Genomic DNA, 16,806 nt, shown 5'->3' with positions numbered 1-16,806 from the left:
GAGTTTCTCCGTGATGGCGGTTCAACTCATCTTGTAAAAGTATAGAAGTGCTGGAACGCATAAAGGAACGGCGGACTACATGCCTTCATGATAACGGGAAGGACCCGACTGCGCCTACTTCCTGTGTTGATCACATGACCACACGTGCTGGTTTCGGCTGGTAGCTCTGGAGTGATATTCGGCACGCGACCTGTATCCGGTTTCACCATCCCCGGACTCTCTATAGCAGGGGCTGCGGCCTACTGGCTCCGTCATCGCTGTTGATTATCTATTGTATTGTTGTGTATATATGCTTCTTCGTGCATTGCACGCGTAAGGTTGTCGCTTGTACTCCGCTATTCGTGCGGTCTCTGCACAGTAGGATTTCGGGTGTTTCGCAATAAAGAAACGAATGAGCTTGTTTGTTCGTCCTAAGTCCTGTAGGTGTTAGTACCGTGAATATTTTGGAGTATGGTAAAGCTATGATACCATAGTACGTGGTAGAATACAATAGCTGGATCAGAGACACGAGCAACGAGGCTCATTCCTCAATTTCGTGTTCCGTAAGTTATACAAACTGTGTTAATGTAACCTAAGGAATATACATGCAAAACCTAGAGAAATTTTATGGTCCAAATGCAGGCTATGTGCAGGAACTCTATGAGCGCTATCAGCAGGATCCCGCATCCGTTGATGCTGTGACGCGTGCCACATTTGATTCCTGGGCGGCTGAAGACGCGGGCGCGGTCGCCGCCAGCCCGCGAGGTACAGGTGTTGTGCCAACTTCTCCCGCGCCAGTCGAAGCCCACGAAGAAGATACCCCGGCCTACTCGCGTACCCAGGTAATGAAGATCGTGGCGGCCTCTACCTATGCCCACGCTATTCGTGAAAAGGGGCACCTGGGGGCTCACCTGGATCCATTGGGGAGCGAACCGATTGGAGACCCCGCGCTGCTTCCTGAGACGTATGGTCTGTCGCAGGAAGACCTGGCGCAGTTGTCGCCCCGCGTCGTAGGTGGGCATTCGGCGGAAGGGGTTGAGAACGCCCTGGAGGCGATCGCCGCTCTCAAGCAGATGTACTCGGGCACCATTAGCTATGAGTTCGACCAAGTGAAGAGTCCCGACGAACGACGCTGGTTGCGCGATGCCGTAGGACTCAATTTATATCATCGCGATCCCAGGACGGCGGAGGCGCGCAGGTTATTACAGCGCCTGACCCAGGTTGAGGTATTTGAGCGCTACATCCACCAGAACTATACCGGTCAGAAGCGCTTTTCGATTGAAGGCATCGATATGCTGGTGCCGATGTTGGATGAGATCATCTCCGGTGCTATAGACTCAGAGACCAAAGAAGTTGTGATCGGCATGGCGCACCGTGGGCGCCTGAATGTCCTGGCCCACACACTGGGCAAGCCTTATGGCGCGATCCTGGCCGAGTTCGCCCATTCCAAGCACGAAGAGGGAGTGCCACTAACCGATAGCTTTGGCTTTGGCTGGACTGGAGACGTCAAATATCATCTGGGAGCTGAGCACCTCTTTGGCGAGGGGGCGTCCGTCGATCTCAAAGTTCTGCTATCGCCAAATCCGAGTCATCTGGAATTTGTCAATCCCGTCATCGGAGGCATGGCGCGTGCTGCGCAAGAGATCCGCACCGTTGCCGGCGCCCCACTGCAGGACGTCGATAAGACGTTGCCCATCCTTATCCATGGTGACGCCGCATTCCCGGGCGAAGGCGTTGTCGCCGAAACAATGAATTTATGGCACTTACGTGGGTACTGGGTTGGTGGAACTATTCATATTATCGCAAATAACCAGTTAGGTTTTACAACAGATCCCGAAGATAGCCGCTCTACTCCTTTTGCCAGTGATCTTGCTAAAGGTTTTAGTATTCCGATAATTCATGTCAATGCTGATGATCCTTATGCCTGTTTAACCGCTGTTCGTATCGCGCATGCATATCGAGATCAATTTCATAAAGATGTGGTCATCGACCTGGTTGGCTATCGTCGCTGGGGTCATAACGAAGGCGACGAACCCGCATTTACCCAGCCCCAGATGTATGATATTATCCGTACGCACCCAACCGTACGCGAACTCTATGCTCGCATGTTAGAGCAACACAAGCAGATCGAACCTGGAGAGGCCGAGACGCTGGTGAATGACGCCTTCGCCGTACTGGAGCAGGCCAAGCGCGAGGCCGACGAGGGGGTATATACCACGCAGGAGCAGAAGATCAGTAAGCGCGTGCGCCCAACCCTGGAGGTTCCCCCAACCGTGTCCGCCGAACAGATACAGGCGTACAACGACGAACTATTGAGCTGGCCCAAGAGCTTTACGCCCAATCCCAAACTGGCGCGCATTTTGCAGCGCCGTGCGAATGCCCTGGGACCCGATGGCGGCATCGACTGGGGACAGGCCGAAGCACTGGCTTTCGCTTCTATCCTGGCCGAAGGAACGCCTATTCGTTTGACGGGTCAGGACGTAGAACGAGGCACGTTTAGCCATCGCAACGCCGTTTTACATAGCACCGATAGCAATGAAACTTATATCCCCCTGCAACACCTGGTTGATTCACAGGCCTCATTTTCCATTTATAATAGTCCATTAAGCGAGGTGGGGGCACTGGGATTCGAATATGGGTATAGCGTTCATGCGCCGGACACGCTGGTGTTGTGGGAGGCTCAGTTTGGTGATTTCTCCAATGTCGCCCAGGTTATTATCGATCAATTTATCGCTTCTGGTCGGGCGAAGTGGAAGCAGAACTCATCGATTGTAATGCTCTTGCCCCATGGATATGAGGGTCAGGGGCCAGAACACTCCAGCGCGCGTCTGGAGCGCTATCTGCAGCTTGCAGCCCAGGACAACTGGCGTGTTGCCAACTGCTCGACCGCGGCCCAGTATTATCATCTCCTGCGCTTACAGGCCTATAACCTCAAGAACTATCCAAGACCATTAATCATCATGACACCCAAGGCCCTTCTGCGCAACGCGCAATCAGCCTCCAAACTGGAGGATCTGGCCGGGGGCACCTTCCAGTCGGTACTGGATGATCAGAGGGCGCAACAGCATCCAAACGACGTTCGCCGTGTTATCCTCTGTACAGGCAAAATTGCCATCGACTTGCTTGCGTACGACAAGCATGCCCATAATGAAGATATCGCCATCGTGCGGGTAGAAATGCTCTACCCCTTCCCTGGCGAAGAAATCAAAAAAGTCCTGGCAAATTATCCACATGCGCGTGAGATAATCTGGGTACAAGAGGAGCCAAGAAATATGGGAGCGTGGAGTTATATCTCCCCCCGTTTGTCCGATATCGTCGACAACACGGTCACCATCGATGTCATCTCTCGTCCCGAACGATCAAGTCCAGCGGCGGGCTTCTGGGATCTTTATATTGCGGAGCAGGAAAAAATCATCACGGAAGCCTCCACTTTACCGCTGAAACAACCCGGAGGAAACTATGTCCGTTGAAATTAAAGTCCCTGCCCTGGGAGAATCAATCGTCGATGCGACCATCGCATCCTGGTTAAAACAAGAGGGTGACGCCGTCAAGCGCGGCGACACCCTCGCCGAACTTGAGACCGACAAGATTAATGTTGAGGTGAATGCCGAGCAAGATGGCGTTCTTCAGAAGATATTAAAGCAGGTTGGGGACGTGGTTGCGGTCGGTGAAGCTATTTGCACGATAGGTGATGCGGCGGCCGCGACCAATGGCTCCTCATCTCAGGCAGTATCAGTCGCTAATGCTGAAGCCGCACCTGACAAACAGCAGGCACAGAACGCGTCAGGTGCTAATGAGTCACCTTTATTTTCAGATACCCAGCGCCCGCCATCCCCATTGGCACGTCGTATTGCTGCCGAACACCACGTCGATATCTCGCAGGTGCGAGGGAGTAGTCCACACGGGCGTGTGACCAAAGAAGACGTCATCAGTTACCTGGAGCAAAACGGACGAGAGCCCGCGCCCGCCGTAGCTCAAGGATCGCCCACGCCCGCGCCCGTTGTTCCTGCTCAGGCTGCGCAGCCTCCGGTCGCAAAGGCCGCGCAGCCTGCCGCCGCAGATGGGCGAAGTGAGGAGCGCGTGCGTATGTCACGCCGGCGTCAAACTATTGCGCAGCGCCTGGTTGAGGCGCAGCATACCGCCGCTATGCTCACGACCTTTAACGAGATCGATATGAGCGCTGTAATGGATGTACGCAGCCGGCGCAAGGACGCCTTCAAAGAAAAGCATAACGTCTCGCTCGGCTTTATGTCTTTCTTTACCAAAGCGGCCGTTGGAGCCTTGAAGGCCTATCCGCGCCTGAACGCCGAGATCCAGGGCACCGACCTTGTGCTTAAGCACTATTACGACATCAGCATCGCCGTTTCTACCGATGAAGGATTGGTCGTGCCCGTAGTGCGTGACGCCGACCGCAAAGGATTTGCCCAAATCGAACGTGAGATCGCCGAACTGGCCAAACGAGCCCGCGCCAACGCCCTCACGCTCAACGATCTGCAAGGTGGAACCTTTACAATTACCAATGGCGGCATCTTTGGCTCCCTGCTTTCTACCCCCATCCTGAACGCACCGCAGGTTGGTATTCTTGGCATGCACAAGATCGAGCAGCGTCCGATCGCCCTCAACGGCCAGGTCGTCATTCGTCCGATGATGTATGTTGCCCTCTCCTATGATCACCGTATTGTTGATGGGAGTGAAGCCGTGCGTTTTCTTGCCACCATCAAAGAACTGGTCGAAGACCCGGAATCCCTCCTCCTCGAAGGATAATCCGATACCCTGTTTCGCTCGACATCGCGCGTTAATACCTGTATAATCAGGAAGATAGAGAAGAAACAATGGCCGTCTGGTCTGGCCCAGCCAATGATGGGCCAGATCACGGATCGTGTTGTTCACCCGCTACGTGGGCGAGGGGGGAGGAGTTGCCGGGGGCTGTGCCCCCGAGTCCCCATAGGTGCTGGGCTTGCCCCGGCCTGGGGCTCGTCGCTTGAGCATGTCCCCCGGCATGTTCGCTTGCATCCCCGCTTTCCCGGCAATGGAGCGTTGGCAGAATACTATATTGCTAAAAGTGGATATGCTGGTCATTTCATCACATGGCAGGAATAGAGGGAGTCGTCAGGGTTATGCAACCAGGAAATAACTATCCTCAGCAGGCAGGGAACAGCGGCGACATGAGCACACTCATAGGGAAATCCCTGGGGCAGTTTCGTATCGTCGAACGTATTGGTTCTGGTGGTATGGCGACGGTCTTCAAAGCATATCAACCAACCCTGGATCGTCATGTGGCGATCAAAGTGTTACCTGCTTATCATGCCAAAGATCCTGTATTTGTGAAACGGTTTGTGCAGGAGGCACGTTCAGTAGCCAAGCTTGCGCATCCTAATATAGTGCAAATACATGATTTCGGTGAGCAGGATAATATAACATATATCGTCATGGAATACGTGGATGGAGGCACGCTCAAGGACCGTCTCAAGCACGCGTTACCGGTTCCCGAAGCGGTTGATTTCATCATTCAGGCGGCCGAAGGTCTCGATTGCGCGCATCGCAATGGTATCGTCCATCGTGATGTCAAGCCAGCGAACATGTTGCTGCGTCGTGACGGACATCTCCTCTTGTCTGACTTTGGCATTGCCAAGATCCTTGAGGAATCGACCAGTTTAACCCGGGTCGGTACCGGTATCGGCACGCCACAATACATGGCGCCTGAGCAAGGCATGGGGCAAAGGGTTGATCGCCGCAGCGACCTCTACTCGTTGGGTATTGTCCTCTTCCATTGTCTGACAGGTCGCGTCCCATTTATCGCCGACAGTCCTTTGACGATTACCGTCAAGCATCTGAACGAACCGTTGCCGGTTGAACGCATGGCGGCCGAAGGTGTGCCGGCACCCGTCATCCAGGTTGTGCAAAAGATGACCGCCAAGCAAGCTGCTGATCGCTATCAGGCAGCGGAAGACCTGATAGAAGCCCTGACGGGCGCGCTGGCTGCGTCGCATCTATCGCTGCCACGTCTCTACAGGGTCGCGCCACCGATCCCCCCTGCCACGGGAGGAGGTTCACATCCCGGCACGCTGCCCAACCAATCCAGCGGCTCAGGTGTGAACATCAGCTCTATGCCCAGTGGATCCCTGGCGGGCACCCCGGTGATTTGTTTCCGTTGTGGCGCGTCCAATCCCAGTTCGCGGCTTTACTGCACGACCTGTGGTGATGAATTGTCCAATCCACGGGCCAGCAAAGACACCTATCTGGTCAACGGGCGCCCGGTGCTGGCGCGTCTGACCTTACAGACCGGACCGGAGTCCCTGGTGGGGCGTTCTTATCGCTTCCACCAGGATGTGACGACTGTTGGTCGCACCAATGGGAACGATCTGATCATTCCTGGTCGCTCGGTGTCGCGCAGACATGCCCGACTCTGGTTTTCAGAAGGGCATTGGTACCTGGATGACGTGGGGAGTTCCAATGGCACACTGGTAAATAATGTACGAATTTTTCAAGCGGTCATGCTCAATGACGGTGATGTCATCAACTTTGGGGACGAAATAGTCGTATTTAATATTACATATGGTCCGTAACATATGGACAGCGAGCAGGAAGTTGTTAACAGCATGCAAGCAGTCGTGTTTGTAAGTGGGCGCCAGGGGGCGCCGGGTTGCCTGCTCCTATGGAAGGACAAGAAACTATGAGTTCGATCAATCCCGTCGTACAAGTTGCCCAGCAGATGTTATTAGGTGGCGCGGTCAAGCAGAATCACGCTTTGGAACATGCCACCATCGTTCTGCTTTCCCGTAAATTCCCGGAGGTACGCTTTTCCGGCATTTCGTTTGCCGCCGGCTTTTTTGTGTTTGGGGATGTGCCGACCGAAGCGATCTTACCGGCGGCCCAGCAGGCTCTGCAACTGCTGCGCACCTCCGAGCCTGAACTGGCGGTACACGAGCGTTGTGGTACCAACCTGGCGGTCGCGGGTCTGCTAACGGGTCTCTCTTCCATGGCGGTTGCCAAACTACGTCGACCGTACAGCACCGCCAACAACGTCATTCTGGCATCAACCGCGGCCCTGGTGCTGGCGCGGCCGCTCGGCCTGGTCGTGCAGCGTTATGTAACAACGCAGACGCCCAACACATCCATGCGTATCCTGGATGTAAAACCAATGACCGTCTTCGGCTCTCCGGCCCACTTCGTCAGCACAGACAATCCTGACGCGGCCGGTTTATTCTCTTAGAAAGAGGAACTGTAATATGGAACAGGAGCGCCGTTCGCAATTTCTGGTGGAGACTGACTGGCTGGAGGAGAACCTGTTTGATCCAGCTATTCGCGTAGTCGATATGCGCGGTTATGTGAAGACAGTAGTGAAGGAGGGGAAGCAGGAAGCTGTGTATACGGGCGCTCCTGATGAGTATGCCCAGGAGCACATTCCAGGAGCGGTGTATATCGATTGGACGCAGGATATCGTCAACCATGATGATCCTGTCGAGGCACAACTTGCTCCTGCCTCGCAGTTTGCCGACGCCATGGCACGCGTTGGTATCGGAGATCAACACCTGGTTGTCGCCTACGACACCCATCCCGCCTCGCAGTTTGCCACACGGCTCTGGTGGGCCTTGAACTATTATGGGCACACGCGCGTCGTCGTGTTGAACGGTGGGTTTGCCAAATGGAAGCGCGAAGGGCGTCCCGTGGATCGCATCATTCCCAGTTATCCACGTGCCACCTTTACCCCAAAACCACGGCCAGAACTGCGTGCGACCGCTGAAGAGGTACTGGCGCTCGTCAACCAGAGGGATACTATCCTGGTGGATGCGCGAGACAGCGGCCAATATGCAGGCACCGTTGTACGTGGCGCGGGCCGCGCCGGTCATATTCCCGGAGCTATCAGCCTGCCGCGTGAAGAATTAATCAACCCTGAAGATGGGACCTTTCGCTCGACCGAGGAATTGCAGCGCATCTTCAAAGCCGCCAACCTTGAACCTGAGCAGCACGTGGTCGCGTACTGCAATGGTGGGGTTGCCGCCACGACCGTGCTATTTAGCCTGGCCATGCTGGGGTATCCACAGTTAACCAACTACGACGGTTCCTGGAACGAATGGGGGATTCGCCAGGACCTGCCGGTAGAAATCTAAGAGCACTAGAACGAAATCAACCTTTCATGAATGAAAACGAATTCGAACAACAGCCAACTGAAGATAGTGCCACAGACGAAAACCTGCTTGATCTCAACGAGGTCATGCAGGCTTTTGGCATTTCCACCTGGAACAATCAAGGACCGCTAGAGGTCCCAGGTAGTGATAATTTGAGCCTGGCGGTTGAAATAGCAGGACAGCCTTATGTACTGCGTGAGCGTCCGCAGGGTCCACTGGGAGAAGATATACAGTTTCGTTATGCCTTTCAGCAGCACCTGAAGGACGCGGGCATCCCGGTGCCGTCTTTTTTACGCACACCGCAGGGTGATCCAACGGTACAGATAGGCGAAGACCTGTTTGAGATTCAGCAGCAGATTGGAGGAGAGCTTTTCAGTACCTCCAGTCAACGGAGCCTGGACTGGGTTGAGTCGGCAGGGGCGATGCTTGGCCGCATCCACCAGGCTTCTCAACAATACAGGGGAGCACAAAATCGCTGGCCGGTTGAGGCTCAGATCGGCAGCCTGGTGCAGGGATACCTCAACCTCGCCCGCAGCAGGGCAGCGGAAGGGTCGCTGCAGGCCCTCAACTCGGCATTGCAAGAATGGGCTGACCAATGGGAAGCCGTTTTGCCACAGGCGATGATGTCGATTGGAGGCAATCACAGCCTGCCCGAATTTCACATCCATGGTGACTACCATGCCTTAAACCTGCGGTTTGGACCATTTGGGGTTAGTGCTGTGACCGGGTTGGAAGCGGCGCGTTGGGAGAAGCGCATCTTTGAAGTTGCGTATGCCCTCTTTTATTTCGGCGCTCTGGCCTGGTTACCCGGCAGCAACGCTACACCTCCACTGGTTAAGCGTGGGATGGCGCCTGAGCGCGTACGTAGTTTCTTGCAGGGGTATCGTGGCCTCTGTCCCCCGGTCAGTGGTGAGGCCAATCTGCTGGTAGATGCCCTTACACTTATCTCACCCATCGCGACCCTGAACGGGCCGCTGGAAGATCTCTTTTATGCTGATGAAGAAGCTGAAAGCGCAGTAATTGATGATCTGCTTGAGCGCCTGGCCTGGGCAACTTCATTGCCGTCCTGGTTGGGACGTGTTCGTCGCTCATTCGCAGAAATGTGGGAATAAAGGCGGCATAGCTCAGCAAATCGGCCCGGCCATAAAGGCCTGGAGGCCGAAGCTACAGGTGGCGCATAAGTGCAAAGATCATTATGAGCACGATAATCAGAATAATAATGCCGCCAATGATTAGCCAGCGCGGTATCTCTTGTCCTATGTTATTACTGCTACCGGCACGACCTGTGGCTGGATGTGAGGATGAATGGTGGCCAGTTGACATATTTGATTGAAGCGATGGAGCCGGCATGGCCATTGCCTGCGCCTGAGATGACCTCCCATGTTGATATGCCGGGTAGTTCTCAGACCTGGGGGTAGTTGGTGGCGCCTGCATATGGCCAGGCTGCTGCCCATGGTCACGTGTCGTAGTGGCCGACTGCCGCATTTGCTCCTGAGACATAATCAAGGTCTGGTCAGCCTGGGCGACAGACGTACTGGCATGCTGGGTTGGTATATTTGGATGGCCGCCTGGATTGGTCAAAGACAGGCCGCAGCGCGGGCAGAAAGAGGCATTGGGAGCCAGCGGGTTGTTACAACGTGGGCATGCCCTATTGGAACCACGCGCGGGCGACGCGGGTGGCGTTAGCGGTGGATTGGGTTGATTGGTGGCATTCCCCTTGTTGGCCTGAAGGGTATCATAGATCTCAGCCAGGTTAGGCTGGGTGCTATTTGGATCTTTAGGCCGGTGAGGAGATGGTGGCTGTGGCAGGGCCGTGATCACATTCTTCAGATCGTTGGCGAAGTCCGCGACATATTGATAGCGATCTCTTGGACGCAGTGCCATCGACTTTTGAATGATATGATTCAATGCGTTCAGCACCTGTGGCGATAAATTGCCCAGTTGAGCAATATGGCGTGAATGGCGTGGTGCTGGCTTGGATGGTTTGCTCACACCAAGGCGGAACTGCCGGGCCGCGTTCGCCTCTGGACTTTCTTCCGGTGGATTATTGGCCAGGTGTTCTTGCAGCGAAAGAAGGTCCGGGCGACCCTGCTGAACCGATTGGTTGCGCGTAGAGACACTGGGAGGTTCAGCGGCGAGCAGGGCAAAATAGAGCGTGCCACCCAGCGCATAAACATCGGAGCGCGTATCGGTGCCGGTGCCACCTGGATATTGTTCGGGCGGTGCATAGCCGGGAGTGCCCTGGTGGCGAATAAAGAACAGGGTTCGTGCGCCATCGGCCGCTGCCTTGGCGTTACCCAGATCGACCAGGACGGCCGTCCCATTGGGGGTAATACGAATATTATCCGGTTTGATATCGCGATGGATGACCGTTGGACGCTGACTATGCATAAACATCACCGCATCACAGATCGACAGAATCCAGTTTAATATCTGAGCGATCGGAATGACCTCATTGCGCTGACGAGTCACGCGAATCAGGTCCGTCAGGTCCTCGCCCTCGATATAGCTCAAGACCACGTAATAGCGGCCATGTTCAATAAAGGTATCCATGAAGGCAGGCAGGTTAGGATGATGCAGCTGGCTGAGCACCCGAGCCTCATGCTTCAGTTGCTCCTGGCCACTGGTTCCGGTGACTAAATATTCTTTAACCGCAGCTTGCTGATTTGTCATCTGGTCGAGCGCCAGGTATACGTGGCCAAAGCCACCGCTACCCAGTACACGTTCAATACGGTACCGTCCGTGGAGTATTGTACCAGATGGTACTGTCTCTATCATTCGTTCCTCCAGTGAAATTGCCCTGCCTTGTAAACGGGGAACACCGAATGTATTGGGGGATGAAAATAGGAAATAGCGATGTTTATCTTCCCCCACCATCATACTATTATCATAACGCTTTCCAAGGGCTATCGGGTCCAAGGCTCCATTACATGTCAGCGACCTGGTGCGTATCTATGACACGGCAATCAACCCCTGAGATTGATCTGAAGGAGCAAAATGGCCACGGCCGAGCGGCGTATTCGATTGTTTGAGCTGTGCGTCCGCTGTTATAACAACATGTAACAAGAACTACGCACCCACGGTTATGCCATGTAACGTATTGAAGGCACGCATGTTATGTGCATGTAAACGTAAATTTGTAGCTTGTAAGTTTGTAAGTCTATAAAATATCCGACGAGGAGACTGCTCATCGTATGGCTAAGCAGGACGATTTTTTTAGTATGAATAAATATTATTTTGCCCGGGCAGCTTTCAAGCCCGCATTCGCATTATACACTAGTTCGGGAAACATGTACACGCTAATGAGCCAGGCGTAGGACTCCTTGATCATCCTCCCCGCAATGGATTACCGACCCTCTATCCTTAACACGTGTGGCAGATCATTTTCGATATATGCCCGGGTTGATCGATCATTTATCATATCTGATAGAGCAAGTTCTATATTTCTGAGAGGGATAGCGAATAGAATGGACGACACGGATAGAACGACGTTGCGTACGGGGCTGGTCTATGATGAGCGGTTTCTTGAGCATGACACCGGCAGCGAGGCCAGGGTACGGTTGCGTACAGGCACATTTGAACTCTCGCCCCAGCCCCATCCATCCGCGGCGATTATTACGCAACGCAGCAGAGAATTTCTAGATGGAGCCGGCCTGAGCGCGCAGATGCAGCGCATTTCAGCTCGTCCCGCCAGCGCCACTGAACTGAGCTATTACCATACTCCTGAATACATTGACGGCATCGCTATATGGGCCAGGGAAAACACGCAAGGACCACTGCGCGCGCCCTGGGGGGAGATCGACGAAGAGACCGTGTTGAGTCCTGGTTCATTGGAAGCTGCTCTTTACGCGGCCGGAGGAGCCATGAATGCTGTTCAGGCCGTATTGGAAGGACGTGTATCGAACGCGTTTGCCCTCTTGCGCCCACCAGGTCACCACGCCACCAGCAACCAGGCAATGGGATTCTGTATCTTTAACAACGTGGTGGTGGCCGCGCACTATGCCCGACGTGTCTATGGGTTGGAGCGCATCATGATTATCGACTGGGATGTGCATCACGGTAACGGCACGCAGGATGCTTTTTATGAAGATGCCGGCGTGCTGTTTGTCTCGCTGCACCAGCAGGACTGGTTTCCTGAGAATAGCGGAACCTTAGAGCAGGTAGGTTGTGGTGCCGGGGAAGGTTATACTATTAATATTCCCCTGCCACCTGGCACCGGTGATCGTGGTTATCGTGCCGCCTTTGAACGCATTATTCTCCCGATTGGACGTCAGTATCAGCCACAACTGATCCTGATTTCTGCCGGCCAGGACGCCTGTTGGCTGGATCCGCTGGCACAAATGATGATGACCATGGATGGGTATCGCGATCTGGCTACAATGACGGTCAAACTGGCTACTGAAGTCTGTGAAGGGCATCTCGTTGTGCTGACTGAAGGTGGGTATAGTGCACCTTACGCCCCCTACTGCTCAGCGGCCACGGTTGAGGCCCTGATGGGTGCGGATACTGGTATTATTGACCTATACGATACCGCTCCTGAGCTCAAGACCTGCCAGACGATCTTCAGTCATGATACCCGGCAGGCGCTTCAGCGTGCGCTCACACGTTATCAGCAGTGGTGGCGCTTGTGATAAAGGGCCACGGATACTGAAATCTCTTGCAATTTCCTCTTTGCCTGTACATAATGCGCATTAATAGAGAGAGAAAAACCACATAGAGGAGGACCTACGAGATATGTTGTCAATGGCTCGTAGCTGTGCAGTGGTAGGGCTGGAAGGGGCTCTGATTGAAGTTGAGGTGGACCTGGCGACCGGAATGAGCGCTTTCACAATTGTTGGGTTGCCTGATGCGGCCGTGAACGAAGCCAAGGATCGCGTGCGGTCCGCGATTAAAAACAGCAATTGTAGCTTTCCTTTCAAGCGTATTACTGTCAATCTCGCGCCCGCTGACCTGCGTAAAGAGGGTCCGGTGTATGATTTGCCGATCGCGATCGGCATTTTGATCGCCTCGGAGCAGATAGCGGATGGTGAATTAATCCATAACGCCCTGTTTCTGGGAGAGCTTTCTCTGGATGGCAGTGTACGACACACCAACGGTGTGCTGCCAATGGTCGCTCTGGCCCGTGAGCGGCATGTCAAAACTGTTTTTGTGCCAGCCGTCGACGCCTTAGAAGCCACGCTGGTTGAGGGGATCGAGGTCTATCCTGTTGAAACGTTATATCAACTCATCGAACACTTAAACGGCGTCACCAGGATTCAACAATATACCCCTGATAGCAGCCTGCTTGACCATGATAGTGAGCTTCATACAGGTCAGGAAATGTCAGCGATCCGTGGGCAGGAGCATGTAAAGCGGGCGTTGGAAGTGGCCGCCAGCGGCGGACATAATCTTTTGATGAGTGGACCTCCCGGCTCGGGCAAAACCCTGCTGGCGCGTGCTGTACCTTCGATTCTGCCGCGTATGCTGATTGAAGAGGCTCTAGAGGTGACCAAGATCTATAGCGTTAGTGGTATGCTCTCTTCCGACGTGCCGCTTATTCGTCAACGATCATTCCGTGCGCCGCATCATACCATCAGTCATGCCGGACTGGTTGGCGGGGGCCGTATCCCCCGGCCGGGAGAGATTAGCCTGGCCCATCGTGGCGTACTCTTTCTGGATGAATTACCCGAGTTTGGTCAAAACGTTCTGGAGGTACTGCGTCAGCCATTGGAAGACAAGATCGTCACCATCTCGCGGGCGCATGGCAGCATCACTTATCCCGCCAACTTCATGCTGGTGGCCGCCATGAACCCCTGTCCCTGTGGCTTTTACGGGGATCCTGTGCGCGAATGCACGTGTTCGGCCACCGCGATTGCTCGCTATCAGAAGCGCATCAGCGGACCGCTGCTCGATCGCATCGACATTCACATTGAAGTGCCACGCGTCGACTATGAAAAGCTGGCCGACAAGCGTAACGCCGAATCATCGGCTACGATTCAGGCTCGTGTTCAGCAGGCGCGTGAACGGCAGCTGCATCGCTTGAAAGGTACCAGCCTCACCTGTAACGCGGAGATGGGGCCAGCAGAGGTGCGCAGTTTCTGTGATGTAGACACTGGTGGCGAGAAACTGTTGAAGGCGGCGATGCAGCAGCTTCACCTCTCTGCACGCGCGTTTCACCGCGTTCTCAAGCTGGCCCGTACGATTGCTGACCTGGCTGAATGTGATATTATCGCCGCCAATCACGTTGCCGAAGCCATTCAATATCGCCCCAAAATCCGCCTGTAAGCGTCCGGGTATGGATGGCTATGTCTGTCGAAGGCGGAGTGAATGGTGATGCCTGGGAATCACCATTCACTCCGCCTGGTATGTTATGAAGTGAATGCTATTACGTAATAGCAGATATGAAATTATACCTTTAACGCAGCGTTGCCAGTAGAAAGGTAGTATCATACATATGCCTGACTTCCCGATCATTGATACCCACGTCCATCTGTGGGACCCCGAACGCTTTCGCATGAGCTGGTTAGACGAGAATGCACTATTAAATCGTCGCTATGCGCTCCCCGAATATCATCAGCAGACAGAGGGGATAGATATCGAGGGGATGGTTTACATTGAAGTAGATATTGATCCGCACTACACCTTGATCGAACCAAGATGGGTAGTTGAGCAGGCCAGACAAGATCCTCGTTTGCGTGCGATCGTTGCGTATGCCCCGGTCGAAAATGGTGAGCGTGTTCGATCTTACCTTGACGAACTGGTCAGCATCAGTCCCCTGATCAAAGGCGTGCGGCGGCTGTTACAAGGTGAACAGGACCATGCGTACTGCTTGAGGCCCGACTTCATTCGTGGTGTTCAGATCCTGTCCGAGTATGGACTCTCTTTTGATATCTGCGTGCGCCATACACAATTAGAGAGCGCGGTCGAACTGGTTCATCGTTGTCCCGATACCGCATTCATCCTTGACCACATCGCCAAGCCCGACATCAAAGGTCATCTATTAGATCCATGGCGGCAGCATATCGAAGCCCTGGCGGCGCATCCTAACATCGTCTGCAAGATCAGTGGACTGGTCACGGAAGCTGATCCAGAACACTGGACCCTTGAGGACCTGGCGCCCTATGTGGGTCACGTTATTTCCTCCTTTGGAGAGGACCGCATCCTCTACGGTAGTGACTGGCCGGTGGCTTTACAGGCCACCAGCTATCCGCGTTGGGTTGAAACCCTGGATGCTTTGACCTCACGTCTTTCTCCCACTGCCCGGCGCAAGCTCTGGGTTGACAATGCACGAAAATTCTATCGTCTCTAGTTATAGAAGGAGCTGTATTATGAAACGTGTTGGATTTTTATTGAAAGTTAAACCCGAAAAGATCCAGGAGTATCGCGAACGGCACCGCGCAGTCTGGCCGGAGATGCAAGAGGCACTGCGTCGCAACGGCTGGCACAATTATTCCCTGTTCATGCGCGAGGATGGTACGATATTTGGTTACGTCGAGGTTGAGGATAGCTTCGCGGCTGTATTGAAGGGAATGGATCAAGAAGAGATCAATACACGCTGGCAAACGTACATGGATGGCTTCTTCCAGATTACTCCCGGCCTGCATGCCGATCAGGCTATGCTGGAATTAGAAGAAGTTTTTCACCTGGATTAGCCATTGTCGCAGGCAGTCGTAGAAAGCGTAACAGGGGTCTGAATCTCAGGCAGATGTAGTAAGCGAGTGAGCATTGCTGTCAACGAACGAAGATGTTACAATGGCTGGCATTGTATCTCAGTTTAGAAGGAGTTGTTGCCATGGCGACATCGGCTCCCGTAGGGAAACCTCTTGTTATTTTGAATCCGGCTGCCAATCGGGGCAATATGAAGGTATATCGCGGCTTGTTACAGCGCCATCGGGATCAGCAGCGCATCGATTATAGCGAGACGCGCCGACCCGGCGAGGCTAAAGATCTGGCACAGCAAGCCGCGATGGCCAATCGGGAGGTTATTGTTGTAGGTGGAGACGGTACCGTTCATGAAGTTGTAAATGGATTGCTAACCGCTGGTCGCCGTGTGCCTCTGGGTATTGTAGCAGCTGGCTCTGGCAATGACTTTGCCTGTAATACGTTAAAGCTCCCGCGTCAGCCAGAGGCGGCAATTGAACGTGCGCTCAATGGTCGTCTGACCGATGTCGATGCGGGTCGCGTGAATGACACCTATTTTGCCAACGGCTTTAGCATCGGAATGGATGCTGAGATTGGCGCGCTTACCAATCGTATGAAGAATATCCCTTTGATGAGTGGGGCGGGACTGTACTATGTGGCGGCGCTGAGGCAGCTTATCTTTGGTTTCAATCGTTGTCCATGGTTGACTTTTCGCCTGGATGATGGAATTGTTGAGCAGACGACTGAGAAACGCTATGTCCTGATCGCTGTAACCAATGGACCAGCTTACGGTGCAGGCTTTCAGATTAATCCCCGGGCCGATTATACAGATGGTCTGCTCGATGTCTGCATCGTCGATTACACCCCACTCTGGCGTGTGCTCCAGATCTTTCCAGGCGTCAAGCAGGGCAAACACGTAAACGAACCGGAAGTCACTTTTTATCGAGCGCGATCCATCCATATTGAGAGTAAGCGGCCTGTTACGTTGCAGGCCGACGGAGAAGATGCAAGCGTAACTGTAGCTGATGCAGTCATTTTGCCGGGTGCTTTATGGATACGTCTGTAGATGCAGCAAAAA

At 53.9% G+C, this 16,806-nt stretch carries 12 protein-coding genes and 1 other annotated feature (1 of these 13 cut by a window edge); of the genes, 11 read left to right on the top strand and 1 reads right to left on the bottom strand.

Annotation, left to right across the window (positions count from 1 at the left end):
* Nucleotides 1–264 (bottom strand) — a binding site (T-box leader) (it extends 105 nt beyond the left edge of the window).
* A 320-nt stretch (nucleotides 265–584) separates the two neighbouring features.
* The 6 genes from KTT_RS01085 (at nucleotide 585) to KTT_RS01060 (ending at nucleotide 9,220) form a co-directional block, all read left to right on the top strand.
* Entirely contained in the window at nucleotides 585–3,449 is a 2,865-nt protein-coding gene (locus KTT_RS01085) for a 2-oxoglutarate dehydrogenase E1 component (protein ID WP_126594227.1), read from the top strand.
* On the top strand, nucleotides 3,439–4,743 hold the full coding sequence (gene odhB, locus KTT_RS01080; protein WP_126594226.1) for a 2-oxoglutarate dehydrogenase complex dihydrolipoyllysine-residue succinyltransferase: 1,305 nt from the start codon (nucleotides 3,439–3,441) through the stop codon (nucleotides 4,741–4,743). Before KTT_RS01085 ends, odhB begins: the two co-directional genes overlap by 11 nt.
* 353 nt (nucleotides 4,744–5,096) lie before the next feature.
* Nucleotides 5,097–6,545, top strand: a complete 1,449-nt coding sequence (locus KTT_RS01075) for an FHA domain-containing serine/threonine-protein kinase (RefSeq protein ID WP_160145561.1) — start codon at nucleotides 5,097–5,099, stop codon at nucleotides 6,543–6,545.
* Between the two features lie 107 nt (nucleotides 6,546–6,652).
* Nucleotides 6,653–7,192, top strand: coding sequence for a DUF6391 domain-containing protein (locus KTT_RS01070; protein WP_126594224.1), 540 nt, complete (start codon nucleotides 6,653–6,655; stop codon nucleotides 7,190–7,192).
* A gap of 16 nt (nucleotides 7,193–7,208) precedes the next feature.
* A complete protein-coding gene (locus KTT_RS01065; protein WP_126594223.1) occupies nucleotides 7,209–8,090 on the top strand; it encodes a sulfurtransferase in 882 nt (293 codons plus the stop codon).
* Between the two features lie 26 nt (nucleotides 8,091–8,116).
* Entirely contained in the window at nucleotides 8,117–9,220 is a 1,104-nt protein-coding gene (locus KTT_RS01060) for a phosphotransferase enzyme family protein (RefSeq protein ID WP_160145560.1), read from the top strand.
* A 52-nt stretch (nucleotides 9,221–9,272) separates the two neighbouring features.
* On the opposite strand, the gene KTT_RS01055 is transcribed toward KTT_RS01060, so the two are convergent.
* On the bottom strand, nucleotides 9,273–10,886 hold the full coding sequence (locus KTT_RS01055; protein WP_160145559.1) for a serine/threonine-protein kinase: 1,614 nt from the start codon (nucleotides 10,884–10,886) through the stop codon (nucleotides 9,273–9,275).
* 689 nt (nucleotides 10,887–11,575) lie between these two features.
* Here KTT_RS01055 and KTT_RS01050 point away from each other — a divergent pair.
* The 5 genes from KTT_RS01050 to KTT_RS01030 all read left to right on the top strand — a co-directional run bounded on the left by KTT_RS01050 (nucleotide 11,576) and on the right by KTT_RS01030 (nucleotide 16,794).
* Nucleotides 11,576–12,739 carry a class II histone deacetylase gene (locus tag KTT_RS01050; RefSeq protein ID WP_160145558.1) on the top strand — a complete coding sequence of 388 codons (1,164 nt, stop codon included), beginning with the start codon at nucleotides 11,576–11,578 and terminating at the stop codon, nucleotides 12,737–12,739.
* 103 nt (nucleotides 12,740–12,842) lie between these two features.
* Complete coding sequence (locus KTT_RS01045; protein ID WP_126594219.1) at nucleotides 12,843–14,372, top strand: YifB family Mg chelatase-like AAA ATPase; 1,530 nt, start codon at nucleotides 12,843–12,845, stop codon at nucleotides 14,370–14,372.
* Between the two features lie 169 nt (nucleotides 14,373–14,541).
* Entirely contained in the window at nucleotides 14,542–15,396 is an 855-nt protein-coding gene (locus KTT_RS01040) for an amidohydrolase family protein (RefSeq protein WP_126594218.1), read from the top strand.
* 19 nt (nucleotides 15,397–15,415) lie between these two features.
* A complete protein-coding gene (locus tag KTT_RS01035; protein WP_126594217.1) occupies nucleotides 15,416–15,739 on the top strand; it encodes an L-rhamnose mutarotase in 324 nt (107 codons plus the stop codon).
* A 140-nt stretch (nucleotides 15,740–15,879) separates the two neighbouring features.
* Entirely contained in the window at nucleotides 15,880–16,794 is a 915-nt protein-coding gene (locus KTT_RS01030; protein ID WP_126594216.1) for a diacylglycerol/lipid kinase family protein, read from the top strand.
* The last annotated feature ends 12 nt before the right edge of the window (nucleotides 16,795–16,806 follow it).

The sequence above is a fragment of the Dictyobacter aurantiacus genome (assembly GCF_003967515.1).
Lineage (GTDB): Bacteria > Chloroflexota > Ktedonobacteria > Ktedonobacterales > Ktedonobacteraceae > Dictyobacter > Dictyobacter aurantiacus.
Note: the sequence above shows the minus strand (reverse complement) of the source record. Positions and strands in the feature narration are given on the sequence as shown.